General features: G+C 44.5%; 11 protein-coding genes and 1 pseudogene. 8 read left to right on the plus strand and 4 right to left on the minus strand.

All coding sequences use genetic code 11. The annotated features are described in order from the left end of the window. Positions 1-297: pseudogene (locus G327_RS0122635) on the minus strand (transposase); the annotation flags it as partial. Positions 298-685: 388 nt separating this feature from the next. On the opposite strand from G327_RS0122635, the gene G327_RS26325 reads away from it, so the two are divergent. Together G327_RS26325 and G327_RS0122645 are read left to right on the plus strand one after the other, a co-directional pair. Further along, positions 686-1,396, plus strand: coding sequence for an oligogalacturonate-specific porin KdgM family protein (locus tag G327_RS26325; RefSeq protein ID WP_019617093.1), 711 nt, complete (start codon positions 686-688; stop codon positions 1,394-1,396). A 110-nt stretch (positions 1,397-1,506) separates the two neighbouring features. Further along, positions 1,507-3,114 (plus strand): sulfatase family protein, encoded by a 1,608-nt coding sequence (locus G327_RS0122645; protein WP_019617094.1) that lies wholly within the window; start codon positions 1,507-1,509, stop codon positions 3,112-3,114. Positions 3,115-3,152: 38 nt separating this feature from the next. Here the strand turns inward: G327_RS0122645 and G327_RS25485 are convergent, their stop codons facing one another. The 3 genes from G327_RS25485 to G327_RS0122660 form a co-directional block, all read right to left on the minus strand. Further along, on the minus strand, positions 3,153-6,155 hold the full coding sequence (locus tag G327_RS25485) for a chondroitinase family polysaccharide lyase (RefSeq protein WP_019617095.1): 3,003 nt from the start codon (positions 6,153-6,155) through the stop codon (positions 3,153-3,155). A gap of 182 nt (positions 6,156-6,337) precedes the next feature. Continuing rightward, the gene (locus G327_RS0122655) at positions 6,338-7,480 is read right to left on the minus strand and encodes a right-handed parallel beta-helix repeat-containing protein (RefSeq protein ID WP_019617096.1); all 1,143 of its coding nucleotides are present in this window, start codon (positions 7,478-7,480) and stop codon (positions 6,338-6,340) included. 67 nt (positions 7,481-7,547) lie between these two features. After that, on the minus strand, positions 7,548-10,616 hold the full coding sequence (locus tag G327_RS0122660; RefSeq protein ID WP_019617097.1) for a chondroitinase family polysaccharide lyase: 3,069 nt from the start codon (positions 10,614-10,616) through the stop codon (positions 7,548-7,550). 262 nt (positions 10,617-10,878) lie between these two features. On the opposite strand from G327_RS0122660, the gene G327_RS0122665 reads away from it, so the two are divergent. The 6 genes from G327_RS0122665 to G327_RS0122690 all read left to right on the plus strand — a co-directional run. Continuing rightward, positions 10,879-12,129 carry an anaerobic sulfatase maturase gene (locus G327_RS0122665; RefSeq protein ID WP_019617098.1) on the plus strand — a complete coding sequence of 417 codons (1,251 nt, stop codon included), beginning with the start codon at positions 10,879-10,881 and terminating at the stop codon, positions 12,127-12,129. 16 nt (positions 12,130-12,145) lie between these two features. Then, a complete protein-coding gene (locus G327_RS0122670) occupies positions 12,146-13,750 on the plus strand; it encodes a sulfatase family protein (protein WP_019617099.1) in 1,605 nt (534 codons plus the stop codon). A gap of 229 nt (positions 13,751-13,979) precedes the next feature. Continuing rightward, a complete protein-coding gene (locus G327_RS0122675) occupies positions 13,980-15,461 on the plus strand; it encodes a DUF2264 domain-containing protein (RefSeq protein WP_019617100.1) in 1,482 nt (493 codons plus the stop codon). Between the two features lie 117 nt (positions 15,462-15,578). Then, positions 15,579-16,130, plus strand: a complete 552-nt coding sequence (locus tag G327_RS0122680) for a PepSY domain-containing protein (RefSeq protein ID WP_019617101.1) — start codon at positions 15,579-15,581, stop codon at positions 16,128-16,130. Positions 16,131-17,153: 1,023 nt separating this feature from the next. Next, a complete protein-coding gene (locus tag G327_RS0122685; RefSeq protein WP_019617102.1) occupies positions 17,154-18,116 on the plus strand; it encodes a sugar kinase in 963 nt (320 codons plus the stop codon). A gap of 56 nt (positions 18,117-18,172) precedes the next feature. Next, a partial coding sequence (locus G327_RS0122690) for a DJ-1/PfpI family protein (RefSeq protein WP_019617103.1) occupies positions 18,173-18,603 on the plus strand: 431 nt, incomplete at its 3' end.

The raw sequence follows: 18,603 nt of genomic DNA on the forward strand, positions 1-18,603 counted from the left end.
ATTTTACTTCGTTTCTTTGGCAAAGAAGACCGTCGCTTTTTTTAATATTTCACGCTCCATTTCCAAGCGTTTTACTTGTGCTTTTAACTTACGGATCTCGTCCTGCTCTGGAGTTAGTTTACCGTTTCCTCTAAATGCATGGCCATCATCATTTTCTGCCTCTTTTATCCAACGGCCCAGAATCTGAGGAGTAATCTCTAAGTTTCTAGCTGCTTCTGCAATATTGTAATTTTGCTCTCTTACCAGCGCAATGGCATCAAGTTTGAACTCTTTTGAATAGGTTTTACGTGTTTTCATTTCAATCTCCAGTTAAATCAATTATGTCTTAACTGGGTTAGTCGAATCAATTAAACCACGTCAGCACACTGCTTGTTATGCCTGTTAGAAATAAGTTCCTGATAATTTATCTGGGTTGATTCAATTTTCGTTGTCAATCTGCAGTTAGAATAATCAGTTACATTTACTTCTGTCTTTCACTTAACTGTTGTTTCACTTCTCTTTGAAAGTGATTTCATTTACTTGTTTTACTGCAATTTGTATTGTTTTATCATATTTCCTTTCGTCTTGCCCTTGTGCTGTCTTTCGTTTGCTTTTGATCTCTCATGTTCATTACTCGGTAAGAGTCTTGCTCTGTTTTTTGTTGTACATTGTTTGTTCGATACTTCTTATTGGTTAAGGCGGTAAAGTGAAATTCACGACAAAAAATTACAATGCAGTTATGTTGACGGGAGGGATTCTCCTAGCATCCGTTCCGTCTATCGCTGCAGCTGAAACTTCTATTAAGCTTGACTATAGGCACTCCTATTCGGAAGAAACAGAAAAGAGAGCGGACAGACTGAAAACCTATATTGCAACGGACAGCCTGCTGCTGGAATTAGAGGCGACAACAGCAAGCGGCGGCGATTCTAACTGGCTGGAAGATAAGACAATCTCATCCTACGATATCGGTATATTCTACCCCTACCGCTATAACGAAAATCTAGTTTTTCTTCCAGGTTTTGACTACATCACAACAACTGATAATCAGCAGTATATCCCTTCATTAAGAATCAACTATATGACGGATAATAAAATCCGCCTGCAGACTCGTTATAAACAGGTCATTAATGAACAAAAGATTGGCGAAGACGAGAGATCGCAGGTTCAACGTATTGATTTCTGGCTGGGTTACGGCACGCCGGCCTGGGATTTCCAATATCAGGTCAGCTTCGGCAAAGAACTGAATAATGATGTTCCGCTGTTTGACAATACTGACAGGGACTACTGGCAGAATATCCGAATCCGCTATCAGCAGTATCAATGGCAGCCTTATGTCGAACTGGGTGATGTGAAGGTCGGCCGCTACGATGATGAACGACAGGTGCGTTACCGTGTTGGTTTGATGTACGTTTTTTAATCCACTACTGCAGTCCGGATAAGTAACTGATTATTTTACAATATCTGAAACTGACCATTTACTTAACCAGTCTGCTTCTACTTTCAATTTAGTAAATCAGGAGTCTTAACATGTCAATTTCTCGTCGCAGTTTTCTTAAAGGAACCGTTGCAGCTGGTGCTGCTGGGGTTCTGGCGCCAACTGCCGCAGCTGCCTTGTCCGAAAAAACCACTGTATTGAATAAACCGTCAAATCCTAAAAACATATTAATCATTACCGCCGATCAGCTGGCCAAAAAAGCGGTGGCAGGTTACGGCAATGACTTTGTAAAAACCCCGGCAATAGATTCGATTATTAAGCAGGGAGTTCGTTTTGAAAAAGCTTATTGTTCTTTTCCTTTGTGTGCGCCTTCCAGAGCCTGTTTCTGGACTGGGAAGCTGCCTCATCAGACCGGAATAATTGCCAACAGCAGTCCGAATATCCCCGAGACAATGGATACCCTGGGAAATTTATTCTCTGATGCCGGATATGACTGCGTGCACTTTGGAAAGCGTCATGATTACGGCTCTCTGGCCGGTTTTGACAGTGCAGAGCAGATAGAAAAAGAAGTTGAAACAACAGCTGCTTTCCCGATTAATTACGATACCAGAGAAGATGTCTACTGCCTGGAAGAAAGTGTTAAATACCTTAATAATTATCAGGGAGACAAACCTTTCTTAATGGCGGTTGAGTTTAATAATCCGCATAATATCTGCGGCTGGGTTGGTGAGTTCCGGGGCGAGCATGGTGATATTGAAGGAATCGGGGAGCTGCCGCCGTTACCTGACAATTTTGAAGCTAATGACGATCTGATGAATCGCTCTAAATCAGTACAGTACGCCTGCTGCACGCATAACCGTACAAGAGAGGCCTCTGCCTGGAATGAGCTTAATTTTAAACAGTATTTAAAAGCTTATTATCATTTCACAGAACTTGCCGACCAGTGTATTGCACAAGTACTGGATACACTGAAGGCGAAGGGCTTAGAAGACGAGACTTTAGTCGTATTATTTTCTGATCATGGTGATTCCATGGCCGCACACCGGTTAGTCACTAAAATGAACTGGTTTTATGACGAGTCAACCAATGTTCCTTTTGTGTTTTCAGCACCGGATCTTCCTAAAGGGCAGTCATTAGATCAGCTGGTATCACTTTGTGATCTTCTTCCTACGCTGTGTGATTATGTCGGTATCAATACTCCGTCTAATCTTTACGGGCGTTCTCTGCTGCCGCTTTTAAAAGGGGAAAAACCTGCAGACTGGCGCCAGGAAGTTGTATGTCAATGGCATACCAACCGGGAAATGACCATACAGCCTGCACGTATGATGAGAACCGATCGTTATAAATATATTGTTTATCAGGAAAATAATGATGAAGAATTATACGATATGCTTAATGATCCAGGTGAAATGACCAACTTAAGTCATAAAGCGGAATCTGCACAGCTGCTGGAAGAGATGCGTGCGCAGTTTAGAAACTACGTAGCCAACAGCGTGGATCCGTTTTTCACTCAGGAAGCAGTAATTGATAAACGCTGGCGTTCACATAAGCTGGGTTACCACAACCACGAAGGGGATTCGTCTATTGACGTTTATCTAAGGGAGATCCGCCCGCTCGAGGTCAGTGGTGATCAAAAAGCCATTGCTAAAGCCCGCAAAGACGTACTGACGGCTTCCCGTCAGTCATACTGTAAAGCGTAATTGATAAGCCCCCGTTTTTAGTAACGGGGGCTGTACAACTATTTATTCTTGCAAACACTAAGATCCCGGCATAATCGTAAGCTAACTGACTGTCCGAAAAAACTGTCCACTTCAATAAATGTATTTCCACTGCGATGACTAAAGTTAAATGCGGCGGAATTCTGTATCTCCCAGATGCCTTCAATTTCAACCGTTATACTCACCGCTGTTGTCGGCAGATCGTTTTCCTGAATATTTAATTCAGTTGAGGCGATACTTAAGTCCATATGATTATCATAAGTCTGAGCCAGCACCTGGGCCGTTGTACTGATACTGCGCAGCGGACCCTGCTCGTAGACCGAAGATTCAAAACTGCTGTAGCCGTAAACACTGTTCCTTTTATCAAACAGTAGTTCTCCCTGCTCTGTCTGCTCCAGCACAAGGAACTGAGAATCGTTCTGCATTAAATATGCAAAGTGAGCCATTTGTACAGGAGTGCTCTCCATTAGCATCACATATTGATAACCGGCATTCTCCGGTGCCGTCCCGTGATCAATCCAGGCTGTTGTGAAAGTACCTGAAGTAGGTTCTTTAGTTTTGTTATGACGGGAGTCCTGCTCACCGCGGCGGACATTTACTTTTTCAGCATCAATCAAATAGTAACCGACTCCATTATCATCTATCAGCCAGTCACCGGAAGTCAGCTGATGTGTAAATCCCCCCTGATCATGGTAGCTGCCGTTTATCCAGATTCCCTGAGACTCTTCACCATAAGCAAGCTGAAACAGCGTCGTTTCAGTATTGTTGATGCCGTCAGCATTATTAATAGCACTGCCGGTTAAATACAGTTTGTCTTCACCTGCCAGTACAAATTTTTGTGCTCGGAAGGTTGGTTCAAAGTTTTCCAGGTTGTCCGGAGCAATATGCTTAAAACTGAAAATACTGAACTGCTCTTTGAGGGATGTTGAGCCGCTTGTTCCATATTCGGAACGCACCATCAGGGTTGATGTTTTAGGGCTTTCAAGCAGATCATAATCAAGGTGGATGGTGGTAGTACCGGGATTCCTGTTCCAGTCCCAGCCGTCTTCCTGGAAACCGAGCAGGCTCGGATCGCCGTAAGGAATAACTGAAACCCCGCCGTGGCTTTGGTAGCGCCCGTAGCGGTTATCATTTGTATAAATTTCAGAAGACCACACGTCTTTGTTATAGCCTTTAATTAAAGCCATGCGCTCACCGCTGCGGTGGACGGCAAAAGCACCGCCGTTAAAGCTCCAGCTGCCCTCTGGTAAAGGCGCCGGATGAATTCTTTTACCGAATATTGCTTCACTTTCTTCGTAGCTGGTATCGGTTACCTGCAGGTAGACAGCCGCTAACTCCTCGTCCACCTGAGGATAGCTGTTGGCCAGTTTTTCCATACCGTCAGCATAGCCTTTCAGTTCTAATGTAGTAAAAGGGTGGCGTCCGGAAAGACCTAAAGGAACAACCGGGTTACTGTAGTGCCAGCCTGCCATCATAACCAGTTTTAATTTATCAGCCCCCTCTTCCGTGATAGAAAAAAGACTGTTTTTAAGCATGCTGACAACAACCGCCGCGTTTTTAAAAGCAGGGAATGCGTATGCAGGATAATGACCGTTATGCCGCCATGCCGTACCGTCAGGTCGGAACCCGTCATGTGTACCGGGAGGTGTCTGCGCTAATGCGCCGGAGAAAAACTCAGAAAATTTATGCAGCAGCGCGATCCGCTCATTGTCATCGGGGTTAATTATAAGCAGCGCCAGATGCTGAAATGCAAGCGTATTAAAATAATCTAAATTAGAGCTTTCCGGTATTAGCTCCATATCAAAGCTTTCTTTAAATTCGCGGGAAAACCATAAAAGCGCATTATAAGTCGGCTGCAGTAAACCAGCCCGGGTTAATACCGGCTCCATCATCAAGGCTGAGTTATACCACCAGCGTCCGCTGTAACCCCAATGATGTGTTGTAACCAGTGAGCTGCCGTCGACATAGCCCTGATCCAGTAAATGTACTGTAAGTTGTATATACATTTCACTTAAACGCGGGCGCTCGGCGGCAAAATCCGGTTCGTGATAGGCCTTGGAAATATCCAGCATGAGCTGGGCATAACCTGTTATTTTTTCGCCTTTGCTGTCGCTGTCTCCAAGTACAGCATATTCGTCAAAATCTGTTTTGTCTGCCGGGGACAGATTATCCGGCTGGTAAATAACCTGCTGTTTATCGGTAATGATATGGCGGCCGCTAATATCGCCGCCACTGTCTTTCTCGATATTAAACAGTGCAAATTTATCTTCTAAATCCTGCATGCTGCCGTTATAACCGCTTAATTCATCAATCATGGTCTGTTTAATCTGCTCAGCATCATTAAGCTCTTCCTGAGTGGCTTCAGGCAGATTTTCATCAAGACCGAAATCAATTTCAGGCAGGATAATGCGGGTGCTGACCTGATCATCGGACCACTGATAACGGTTATCATCGACAGAAACCATGATACGGTCGATATACAGCTGACCAGATTTCTCTGCTGGTGAGATAAAGCGTATTTTATCAAACTGATAAGTAACTTCAGGTGTAAAATCCAGATTTAATGATAGACCTACGGCACGCCAGCCGACAAAATTCAGCCCTACCGGGAACTCTGTTATGCTGCCGGGGCTGCTTTGTGCATCTGACAATTGAACTGTTAATGTGTCAGGGACTGCTTTGGGGTTATAGATCCAGAATGACAGTACCTGTGTTGCACCGCGTCCGTAAGCCGCGGTGGCCTGTTCATCATCGATACGGCAGAAAGTATGATTAAAGGTAATATCATCGCCCTGCCGCCACTGCCATAAAAGCGACTGTTTTCCGAGAATAGAGCGTTTATCTGTTAATGATGCCGAGTCAGATTCAATCCACTCAGGCAGTTCTGCTTCCTCAAAACTGAGGATCTGCGCCTGCAGCGGTTCTGTGCATGCCGCACTGCTTAAACTGCTGAAAGAAAATAACAAAATAAATAGAGCTGAATAATAGATGGAGCTGCTGTAGCGGTTAAATAAAAGAAACATATCAAGACCTTATTGTTGTTATAAACATAATAAAGAAAGTAACTATGTTGTTATTAACAGGAGGCTGCTGCTTCGCTTAGGATTCAGCCGTTACGGCTGGTGGTCTTTACCACGTCGGCGGAAGCATTAACATGCTGTTATGGCAGATAGAGTAACCAGGCATAACAGCCTGGCGCTGTTTTTTACCTGGGCTGCGTTTGTGCTGTGCTGATATATTTTTCAACTGCCTGGCATAATACCGGTACGCTTTTATCCTGGTAGTCTAAAAAGCACTGCTCCTCGGCTTTTCTGAATGTCATATCGACATTGAACTGGTTTAACTCCTGCAGAACCGGATCGCTGTGCATTGCGCCCGGCACACCTTCTAATGCTCTTTTGCTACGGTCTCCGCCGTCCACAAATTCAAACGGCGAGCGGAATATATTGCCTGTAATGCCGGCTAAGCCGTCTCTAGGCACGCCGCGCAGTTTGACCGAAGGGTAGTGTCCCCACTCGGTGCCGCCGAATACAAACCAGTTGTTGATAACATTAACAGCCTGGCCGCCGTCTCCACTGCTGTCAGCATCTTCATGCATGTCCAATGAATGACCCTCACCGGTTTGCAGAATAATATTATTGGAAGCTGTATAAGATTCCCCTTCTTTTCCGGATCCGGCAATGCTGTGACGGTTGCTGTCAAAGACATTACAGTACACCGCGGTTGATGCATCACCATTCTGTACAACAACACCGTAGCCGCGTTCTCTTTTCTGGTTAAGATGGATATAGTTGTGGTGGATTCTGGCATTCTGTGTTTTTTTAAGTGATATTGCGCCGCCTCCCCAGCCGTACAGTTCGCTGTTTTCAACAATCAGTCCTGAACTGTCTTCCTGAGTCTGAATGCCCAGGGTAAGCACATCTGTATCTATATGTTTCACCGGCCCCTGCAGCCTTAAGCCGGAGATATGCACATTACTGCCGGTTTGTATAATGGGGAAGTTATATTCCTGCTCGTCAATATAATCTACTTTCAGCATCGCACCTTCACTGCCGTTTCTGCCTCTGTCACTAAACAGAGAGACATTATCTGGTATCACTAAGGCATTGTTCTGGTAGGGCAGCTCGATAGTGGTATCGCCGGGAATAAAGATATTCTCTATGCCGGACTGCAGTGCAGCTTCTAGTTCAGCTAAGCTGCTGACGCTGAGCATATTCTGCGAATTAATATCTTCTATATAGGGGTAATCATAGCCGCCGACGGTACCACAGCTGTTGATAACGCTTGAGTGGGCAAATATCGGCAGACTGCTTAGGACGATACTGCCGACTAATAATTTTATTTTCATTAGGTATTCTCCTATAGATATGTACCCGTTACAGCCTAAGCTGTAACGGTTACTGAGTTTTGAATGGTTATTTTTTAGTTAAGGCAAATTTCTGCGGTGCGGCATCAATGGTGGTTACCGTCACGTCTGTGTTTTCGCCGTTTATCACAGCCTGAACATTGCTGTTAGGCAGCGGTAATTCCCACTGGCCCTTGACGGTGACTGTAGTGGTCATCGCCTGAGACAGATCGTAACGCCAAGGGCGGCTGTAGATACTGACCTCTACCTGCTCGCCGTTCTCATCAATCTGATCCGGATCCTGACCGCTGTATATTGCCAGATCAGGATTCACCACACTTAACTGCAGCTGCGAAGCAGATAGAGATTTGGCCATAACCTGTGAAGGAGTATTAGAAGCGATAACATAGTCGCCGTTAACACCTGAGGCTGCTTCAAAAAATGCGTAAGCTTCAACATTATCTGCACTGCGCACAGCATGTACCTGATTATCGCGCTGCAGAACCGTGTAGACAGGTTTGCTGTTATCCTGAGCCTCCACTTTTACTGCATACTCATACTGGCCGTCGGTTGGTGCTGTACCATGCTCAATAACTGCCGTAGCAAACAAACCGTTGGTTGGCGAAGCGTCACCCTGGGCATTAGAGGACTGCTCCTGGTAGGTGAAGCGCACCTGCTCGTCTTCGGTTGCTGTTACGTAATAACGGTTACCCGCAGGATCCAGAAAGGTAACATCCTCTGCAGTGATCTCTTCGCTGCCGAGTGTGCTGACTGGGTTGTCATTAATTTCAACCGGTTGCAGATCCGCAACACTATGCTGGAACAGGGTTGTTTCGGTAAGATGCTGACTGTCGCTGTTTTGAATACCGGAGCCCAGTGCAATAATCTCATTGCCGAACATAAAATAGGACTTGCGGGCACGAAGGCTCTGCTGCTCATATTTTGTATGACCGTGCAGTTTCATGGCAAACATTGCATTACTGTTATCAAGAGTATTGGCACCGGAATAGGTCTCTGTGGATAACAGCATCTCTTCAATACCGGCATCCGGGAGCTGATTCAATACCGCACGCAGCTGCTCGTTAGGCAGATTAATGGTGGTGGTGCCGGGAAACTGGTTCCAGTTCCAGCCGTCATGACTGAATGCACGCTTAGTTAAATCAGAAGGAGTAATTTCCAGTTGTCCGTACTGCAGATAACGGCCGTAGAGATTATTAGCCGAATAAGTTTCATTGCCGACCAGATAACGGCTGAATCCGCGTGCGGTTGCCAGCCAGGACATTTCGCTGTCTGCCGGGCTCTGACCGCGCGCCATCGCCATTGAAGCATAATTCATTGCCCATACGCCGGCAGGTTCATCCTCTGCATCAACTCCTTCAAAATCAGGTAGCTTAGCCAGGTTGGCATAAGCGGCAGCCAGATCGGAGTCGACCGTTTCGCTGCCGTCTGGTGATCCTGCCAGTGCCATCCATTTGAAAGGGGTTGAGGTGATTTTCTGTTCTCCGGTCGGGTGACGTCCGCTTAATACAATCGGAGTAATCAGCTCTTTGTTGTAAACCCGCATCATCAGCAGGGTAAACTTGGTGTGCTCGTGTGATTCTTCGCTGATCTGGAAAGGACTGCCACCAAGGCCGTAAATGGCGCCGGACAAACCGTTAAAGGCATCCTTACCATAAGCCGGGTAATGCTGTGAGTGGTGGAAGGTGGATCCGTCTGTTTTAAATCCGCCGGCTAATCCGTCGGAGGTCAGCAGTGTTTTGCTTAACCACTCCTGATGCTGAGTCAGCATCGCTTCACGCTCTGCCTGATCAGGCAATAACAGGAAGCTTTTGATCATCCACTGCAGCTGCGTATTAAGGATATCTACATTAGAAGAGTTAATCTCTTCGCTGGGCTCAAATACTCGGCCGGTGGCATTGAACCACATCATCGACTGCTGGGCGCCTTCAAGGAGCTGATTATCAGCCAGCAGATTACGGGCAACAAACAGTGCGTCAAACAGTTCGCGGGTCTGGTAGCCGAAATGGCTGATAATCTGATAACCCGAGCCGCCTTCTAGTCCCTGAGCAAGGATATGACGGGTGGCGTCAAGAAATACACTTTCCAGTGCAGCGCGGTTAGTTTCGGAGAGATTCTTAGTACGCAGATATTTTGCCGTGTCCTTCATTGCCTGGCCCAGCGTTCTTATTGATCCTGTATCTAGGAGCATCTCCAGTGTTTCATCACTGACAATGCCGGTTTTCAGAAAAGTCTGACCGTTAGGGTGAGTCAGCGGTTTACCTTTAATCGTACCGTCCGGGTTATAGGAGATCTCAAATTCAGTGTATTCCGCAAGATTCTCGTCAATTTTTTCCTGAGTAATGGTGCTGTTTTCATTGACTCCAATATGGTGATCAAAATTAACATACAGACTGGCGCTGTCGCCCTGAGTATCGTCAAATTCAGTATCGAAATTAAATTCAGGATGTGCTTCGCGGAGCATCTGATCGTACATTAACAGGGCCGTCCAGTTTTTACTGGCCATTTCTGTCACGCCCGGATTAACAAAAGGCTGATGATAATCAGGTGTCGGATAGCGGTTATCAACGGGCACTGACATCATCACCTGATCCAGCAGTATAGTTCCGGCTTCATCTGGTGCTGTAATGACCATCTGATTCATACCTTCTGCCGGAGTGCCGTCCATATCCCGGAAAGGAACAGATATGCCTCGCCAGCCTTGAAAGTCAAGGGAATATGTAAAGCTGCTGTCTTCTGAGCCTGCGGTGCCGAAACTAAAGGTCAGCTCTTTATCAACCGCCTTCTCGTTATATACCCAGGCCATAAAGGTATAGGGAGTGATCTCGTCATCATCATTATTATAACCGATATCCTGATCAAAAATCAGCTGGCTGGCAGGATCAAAGGCCCACTCTAAAGAGCTTTGACCGTCTTTATAGTGCTCTGTAGTGACTGCTAATGCCTGGGAACCAGAGCTGCTGATCGACTCAGGCACACCTTCTTCAAAAAAGTACATATAGCCGCCGGGTTCAAGGTTTGCATCATCTTTTGAACCTATTGCCACACTTTCGTTTTGGCAGGCAGACAGTGCAACAAAAACACTTAATGCTATTAATGACTTATTCAGACCAACTCTCATTTATATTTCCCCTTTCTCTCTATTATAAAAAGTTTCGAAAGGTTACCGAAAATCAAAGAAAGGTTTTTTGATCATATTCACAACTCCTTGTTAAATCTGGGCTTTCGTTGTCTTTTGTTTTCTTTTTTGAACTGGTCGATATTTATGCGCTTAGTTTTTGATCTTTACACTTTTAGACTTGTGATCGTCATCGTTTTATTCTTACGAATACTTACGTATAGTGTGCCTTATGTTGATACGAAAGCATTCAAAAGGTTTTGATATGACAAATTTACATTTACCACAAGCACGTTTTCATATGATGGCTAAACCGACCAGTTATCACTGTAATTTGAAATGTGATTATTGTTTCTACCTGGAGAAAGAAGAGGTTCTTCCGGAAATACCAGAGCAGCAGAAAAGTAAAACTCACGGTTATATGACAGAAGCCGCGCTGAAGCGCTATGTCCGCGACTATATCCGCTCACAGGACAGTGATGATATTGATTTTGCCTGGCAGGGCGGTGAGCCGACATTAGCGGGATTAGATTTTTACCGTAATGCGGTTAAATATCAGAAAATGTATGCCGACGGAAAAAATATCAGCAACAGCTTTCAAACCAATGCCATTGTGATTAATCGTCAGTGGGCACAGTTTTTCGCCGAAAATAATTTCTTAATCGGTGTTTCGATTGACGGCACGCCTGAGGTGCATGACAAATACCGAATTTCAGTGAACGGCAACCCGACCTTTGAGCGTGTTAAACGTGCGATTGAGTTATTGATTGAATATAAGGTCGAATTTAATACCTTAACCGTGATTAATGATCAGAACTGGGATAAAGGTAAAGAGACCTATCAACTATTAAAATCGCTTGGTTCTAAGCATCTGCAGTTTATTCCCATTGTTGAAGTTGATCAAAGCTGTCAGCAGAAAAACAGTGGACATTATTCCCCTTCTGCCGATCCCTCGCTCACGCATTTCTCGGTTCCTGCTGACGGGTACGGTCAGTTTATGAGCGAAGTTTTTGATCAGTGGATTAAAGAAGATGTCGGCACAATATTCGTGCGCATGTTTGACAGTATTCTGGCGACCTGGATGGGTTATCCCGCATCTGTCTGTGTGCAGTCACGTGAATGCGGGCAGGCGATGATTATTGAAGCTAACGGCGATCTTTACTCCTGTGACCATTATGTCTATCCGGCTAATAAACTGGGTAATATCCGTCAGAATAATATCACTAAGATGGCGACCAGCAAGCAGCAGAAACGTTTTGGTGAAGCCAAACATAAGACCTTAACCAGCAGGTGCCGGAGCTGTGAGGTGCAGGCACTTTGTTACGGCGGCTGTCCTAAGCACCGTATCACTTCTATTGAAGGTGAAAAATTTAAGCACAACTATTTATGCCCTTCATACAAGCGCATTTTCAAACATACCACTACAGCGATGCACCTGATGACTCAGGAAATTAAGCGTGGTGGTTTAGCGGCGAATGTTATGCCGGTCATTGCCAATTCAAAATTAACCAAGTAAAACCACAGGAGTAACAATGAAAAGATTTACCTCAAAGAAAACGTTATTAGCCGGTCTGGTTGTAGCTGCCTGCGCCGCTGCACCGGTGACGGCTTTTGCCGCCAAAGATGCAGATAAACCGAATGTTCTACTGATTGTTATGGATGATCTGGGTACTGCACAACTGGATTTTATGCTTGATCAAGTTGATAAAGAAACATTGAAAAAGCGCCCGGTCCCGGTACGTTATGATGGTGATTTCGATACACTGTACGACGCGGCTAAACGTTCTATGCCCCATGTTACTGAGCTGGCAAATGAAGGTGTTAGAATGACTAATGCCTATGTCGCAACACCGGTTTGTGGACCGTCACGTGCAGGTATGATGACTGGCCGTAATCCGCATAGCTTTGGTACTTACAGTAATGATGATGCTAAATTGGGTATCCCTTTAGATATTAAACTGCTGCCTGAATTGATGAATGAAAATGGTTATACCACTGCTAATATCGGTAAATGGCATAACGCGAAAGTTCGTAAAGAGTTAGTGCCGGAAAATACACGCAGCCGTGACTACCATGAGAATGAAATTCCATTTGCAGAGCCTGGTTTCGGTGCAGAAGAGCGTGGTTTTGATTATTCATACAGCTATTACGCTTCAGGGGTCGCATTATACGATTCTCCTGCGATATTCCAAAATGGTAAAAATGTACCCTCACCAGGTTACATCACACATAATTTAACCGATGAAACGATTAAGTTTATTGAAGGGGCCGGTGATAAACCTTTCTTTGTAAACCTTGCTTATAGTGTACCTCACATTCCATTAGAGGAGCCGGCACCGGCTAAATATATGGACCGTTTTGATACCGGTAATGTTGAGGTTGATAAATATTATGCGCACGTTAATGCTTCCGATGAAGGCATCGGTAAGATTATTGATAAGCTCAAAGAGATGGGCGAATATGAAAATACGCTTATTTTCTTCCTATCGGACAACGGCGCGGTATTCGAGTCTCCAATGCCGATGAATGGTATGGACCGTGCGTTTAAAGGCACGCGTTACCGCGGTGGTGTACACGTACCGTTTGTTGCTCATTGGAAAGGTAAGTTACCAGAAGGTCAAGTGAATAACACTATGATGTCTGCGATGGATATTCTGCCGACGGCATTAGCTGCTGCTGATATTGCTATCCCGAGTGAGATGGATGTTAACGGTCAGAATATTATGCCGCTGCTGAAAGGTGAGAAGCAGGAACCGCATAAATACTTGTACTGGGCGGGCCCTCGTGCGCATCATTACTCACCTGAAAGTGCCGAGTTCTGGAATCATTACTGGAAATGGATCTCTTTTGAAGAGCAGGAGTTTAAACCTAGCCCGTATATTGAAAAACACTCTAAGGGTGAATGGGCAATAAAAGATCAGAACTGGTCGCTGCATTATTACGATGACGGCAATGCAGAGTTTGAATTATATAACTACTCAGAAGATCCGGCTGAATCAATTAACTTAGCTAAAAAATATCCGGAGAAAGTAAAAGAGCTGAGAAAAGCATTTTACGCTTGGGTTAAAGACAAACCTGCACCGATTGCCTGGGGCCAGGATCGCTATAAAGTAATAACCGATTCTGCGGCGGACTAAAGCAGGTATTTATTATACCAATCCGCTTAATATGATGTTCTGTTTTAGGAAGTGAAGCTTCAGGCTCGCTTCTTATATTGCGCGGTTAAAACCGTACTTGTAAATAAAAGCACAGATCAATTAGTTTGGCGAATTGCTATTGCCTGCCGCCGGGTGCGCCTTTGCATCCGACTTTCAAGCACACGGGTATTGAACCTGATGTGCTTTTTTTTCACTTCGAGATTAACTTATGAGCAAAATAATCAGCGCGGCACCCAGACCTAAAATTCCCTATGAACATCCCGATGCCGAGATGTATTTTAAACTTTTTAAAGAGAATGTAATCCGCTTTAAAAACCGAAAATCCGCTTATACAAAGCATGATCACAGCATCCGAGCGTTATTTCAACGTGATCAGCACGATTTAAAGTATCAATGTGAACAGCTGGTCAGTTATGTCGCTGAAGCATTTAATCATTATGCACTGTGGGACTACAGCCATGCTTATTATCCCGGACGTCCAAGTCAGCAGACAGCCAGAACTGATGCACTGGAAGGAGTGAGCCGCGTGCTGCCGACACTGGCTGTCTGGCTGCATGCGAACGGCAGAGAAAATCATGTGTTTAAAGGCCTGGACGGCAGTGTGATTGATGTCGTTAACATACTAAAGCAGGCTTTTCTGGCCGGTACCGATCCGCAGCACCCCGGCTACTGGGGAGAGCTTCATGATTATGATCAGCGGGTCTGTGAAAGTGCTGATTTAGCGCTGGCCTTGTGGCTGTCTAAGGAGCAGGTCTGGGACAGTTTTAACTGCGGGCAGCAGAGACAGGTGCTTGACTGGTTCAAACAGGTCAATCACTGTCAGACAGTGGATAACAACTGGCATCTGTTCCCGCTTACGGTGCAGGTTGTTATTAAATCCTTAACCGGAGAAGACTGCGTTGATCAGACAAAATATCAGCGCGTAAAAGAGTTTTATGTGGGTGACGGCTGGTTCAGAGACGGTGCAAAAGGCAATTACGATTATTACAATGCATGGGGATTTTTTTATTCCCTGTACTGGTTAGATCAGATTGATCCGCATTTAGACAGGCAGTTTATTCACCAGTCATTAAGTGATTTTGCCGCCGGATACCGTTATTTTTTCACCCCGCAGGGCATGCCGTTTTTCGGGCGCAGCGCCTGTTATCGTTTAGCCGCTTCCGCGCCGCTGCTGGCTGCCGTAGATCAGGGAGCGGATGCGTTGACGGCCGGTGAAGCAAAGCGTGCATTTCACTGTAATCTGCGTTATTTCATTGCTAACGGTGCATTTGTTAACGGTGCTCCTACTCAGGGGTTATTCGATGATGATGTACGGCTGGTGGATAATTACAGCGGTCCGGCGAGCAGTTTCTGGTCATTACGTGCATTAAATATTGCTATGTACTGCGGTGACAGAAGCGGTTTATGGCAGGCGCAGGAAACACCGCTGCCGGTTGAACAGGGGGATTTTTCTTTTGCACTGCCGACGATTCAGGCCCGGGTGATTGGTACGGCAGCCACTCAGGAAGTTGTGGTTATTTTTCAAAGTGAGTATACCGAGCTGCAGTCGCCGTTATTACGGCGGTTAATCCAGCCAACCTGGTTAGACTGTATATCTGAAAAAATAACCGGGCGGGCAAAGAGGCCTAAAAATAATCTGCTGCGCAAAGGGGTAACTTGTTATTCATCGAAGATGAGCCATTTTTTCTAATATAAATTAAGCGAAATGATATTAATTGTTAATTTTTTGTAATGTGTTGTCCATCTTCTGTCTAAGGTGCTTTGCTAAACTGGCCGCATCACTTAAACAAACAACGGGACAAAAATTATGAAATTCATTAAACGTATTGCTTTATCTAGTGCACTAGTAGTTACTTCTTTCGCGGCTGCCGCTGATAATGACGGCTTATCTGAGTTAGCTTTAAAACGCGCAAATTTCTCAATTGAACAAGCTGTTGAGCAGGTAACAAATAATTACCCCGGCAAAATAACAGAATTAAAACTGGACGATCATAATCATCAAGCGGTATATAAAATTGAGATTATTAACGAAAAAGAGGGAATAGAGCAAACCCTTAAATACAGCACTGCGGACGGGTCACTATTAAAAGATGAAAGAGAGTCTTTAAGTGTTGCCGGTTTTAGTAAGTTAGATGAGAAAGACCATGTCATGCTTAGTCAGTTAGATACCACTAAATTTGACCTTCAGGCAAGTATTAATAAAATTCAAAAAGATTACGGCTCCAGTGTAGTTGAGTTAGAGCTGGAAAATAAAAAAGGCATTACTTTTTACGAAGTCGAGCTTTTAAATGATAATGAGCTGATTATTGATGTGGTGACCGGTGAGATAGTCCCGTTAAAAAGAAACTATCACGGCTAACTTTTTTCCTTTTGTTTTTTTATGATTTAGGACTGCTTCGGCAGTCCTTTCTGTTCCCAAAATGTACCTGATTGCTTTTACCTGATATAGGTATTTAGTTTTTAGCTTTCCGCATTGTATACACTCCCGATAGTCCCCTACAGCATTGCTTTTAATCTGCTATAGCACATGAATGCAATATTACTTGTTGAAAAGTAAAGAAAACTTCACTTTTTTTTGTTGATGTTAGTGTCAAGAGTTAGTTATACACTGGAGGTTAATTTACGGTGAGAATTAACTTGTGGGAGATTGACTATTCGCCACTGCAGAAATGCTACCTACGAAGTGGTGGTGATTGGTCGTGTACACTTACTTGTCTCTCTTAAGTTGTTGATTTTTGGTGTGTTTGTCTTTGCTCCTATTTTTTTCCTCGTAAAAAATTGTTTTTGAGGTGCCGCATTAAGAGGTGTTCCACCGTATTATTAATCCCGCAAACAAAGGGACGTTTTACAAGGAGTTTAACAGGCACTGGAAGATGCAAAGGTCAGGATGAGAAAAGGGACACCTTCACAGAAAAGGAGATGACGGGCAAGCAGGATGTTTATCTTATTAGGGATTTAAAAAGGATGAAACCAACGGCGTGGTAGATAAATGCCGAGGACCTGCATAGTCAACTAGATGTACAGCAGGGAGCACAACTATCGCTGACTCGATAGAGTGACTAAATTTTAAGTAGGAAAATGACCATGGCTGACAGTGTTTGCTGTATTGGAAAAACAAAAAGTACTGGCTAAGTGTTAATTATGTTGACTTGTACTTATTGTTAAGAAAATTGAATTTGATTAACTATTCATTTCTTTATAGGCGAAGAAATAATTCCCCCTCCCCGAAAACCCGTTACCAATAATTGTGATATAGCTCTCTGTTTCATTTTCTTTTGCAGCAAAACAAAATGAAAGCTAGTGAAAGGCTGTGTGGTTTTGTATACTTCCGTTAATCGTGTTTGTAGAGCAATATTAATAATACTCAGCGAGTAACCCTGCGATGAAAAAAAACAAAAAAATTGCCGTTATCGGCGAATGTATGATTGAACTGAGTGGCCGGGTGTTTGAAGCTCAGACTCAGAATTACGGCGGTGATACTTTAAATACAACAGTGTATTTATCTCGACTTCTGCCTGCTCTTAATCCTTATTATATAACAGCACTGGGTACGGATAACTACAGCCGGGGCATGATTTATTACTGGCAGCTTGAAGGTATTAATACCTCCCTGGTAATGACTTACCCGCATAAATTACCCGGTATGTATGCTATTGAAAACGACGATCTGGGAGAACGCAGTTTTCACTACTGGCGCAATGATTCTGCTGCCCGTTATATGTGTGAACACCTGGATTTTGCTTCTAAAATGACCAGCCTGGCGGATGCCGACCTTATTTATCTTTCCGGTATTTCCTTAGCTGTCTTACCTGACAGCGGTAAAAGCAAGTTGTTAAAAACATTAACGGAACTGAAAGCGCAGGGCGTAAAAATTGCGGTGGACTCTAATTATCGTCCGCGTTTATGGTCTGATACTGCATCGGCCTGCGGGTGGTTAGATAAGCTTTATCAGCTGAGCGATATTGCCTTAGTGACTGCTGATGATGAAGATCTGCTGTTAGGCCGCCAGCACTCAGAAGCGGGGGAAATTGCACAACGTCTGCATAATTTAGGTATTAAGCAGGTGGTGGTGAAACTCGGTGCCGACGGCGCTATGTGGTCGCAGAATAATCAGCACGGATTTGTCCGCGGAGACAGTGTTGAAAATGTTGTTGATACAACGGCCGCTGGTGATTCATTTAATGCCGCTTATCTGGCCGCCTGGTGCGCCAATATGGACATGGCTGAATGCTGCTACTGGGGAAATAGTTTAGCCGCCCAGGTAATTCAGCATAAAGGGGCGATTGTTGCGAACGAGCATACAAGTCACCTGACAGATTCTATGAGAACTAAACATGACGAATAAACAACGGCTGCTGATGTTTCTACAGACGCTGAACTGATTAAAGATTAGGAGATATAATGACAATGGTAAAACACGTAGCAGTACTGCTGGCTGATGGTTTTGAAGAGGGTGAAGCGGTTGTGTTCATCGATATTATGCGCCGCTTAGATATTAAAGTGGATGTATTGTCGTGCATGGAAACAACGGCACTTGAGACTTATTTTGAAACACGGATCACCGCCGATTACACCCTTAAAGATAAATATAATCAGACCTATGATGCAGTGATGATGCCGGGCGGTCCGAAAGGCACTGATAATCTTTCTGCTAATACAATGGTGATTGATTTCCTTAAAAAACATATTGAGCAGCAGAAATACATCTGTGCTTTGTGTTCATCGGGAGCGAAAGTATTAGCCGCGCATAATTTACTGGAAGGGCGTAACTACACCACTGGTGCCGGCCTTAATAAGAAGTTCAGCGACGGTAACTTCCTGGATCAGAAAGT

Origin of the sequence: Psychromonas ossibalaenae ATCC BAA-1528 (assembly GCF_000381745.1) — a bacterium.
Taxonomy (GTDB): domain Bacteria; phylum Pseudomonadota; class Gammaproteobacteria; order Enterobacterales; family Psychromonadaceae; genus Psychromonas; species Psychromonas ossibalaenae.

What these genes read in the sequence shown, in the direction of transcription:
- G327_RS0122645 (WP_019617094.1), top strand. Translation starts at nt 1,507, where the DNA reads ATGTCAATTTCTCGTCGCAGTTTTCTTAAAGGAACCGTTGCAGCTGGT.
- G327_RS25485 (WP_019617095.1), bottom strand. Translation starts at nt 6,155, where the DNA reads ATGTTTCTTTTATTTAACCGCTACAGCAGCTCCATCTATTATTCAGCT.
- G327_RS0122655 (WP_019617096.1), bottom strand. Translation starts at nt 7,480, where the DNA reads ATGAAAATAAAATTATTAGTCGGCAGTATCGTCCTAAGCAGTCTGCCG.
- G327_RS0122660 (WP_019617097.1), bottom strand. Translation starts at nt 10,616, where the DNA reads ATGAGAGTTGGTCTGAATAAGTCATTAATAGCATTAAGTGTTTTTGTT.
- G327_RS0122665 (WP_019617098.1), top strand. Translation starts at nt 10,879, where the DNA reads ATGACAAATTTACATTTACCACAAGCACGTTTTCATATGATGGCTAAA.
- G327_RS0122670 (WP_019617099.1), top strand. Translation starts at nt 12,146, where the DNA reads ATGAAAAGATTTACCTCAAAGAAAACGTTATTAGCCGGTCTGGTTGTA.
- G327_RS0122675 (WP_019617100.1), top strand. Translation starts at nt 13,980, where the DNA reads ATGAGCAAAATAATCAGCGCGGCACCCAGACCTAAAATTCCCTATGAA.
- G327_RS0122680 (WP_019617101.1), top strand. Translation starts at nt 15,579, where the DNA reads ATGAAATTCATTAAACGTATTGCTTTATCTAGTGCACTAGTAGTTACT.
- G327_RS0122685 (WP_019617102.1), top strand. Translation starts at nt 17,154, where the DNA reads ATGAAAAAAAACAAAAAAATTGCCGTTATCGGCGAATGTATGATTGAA.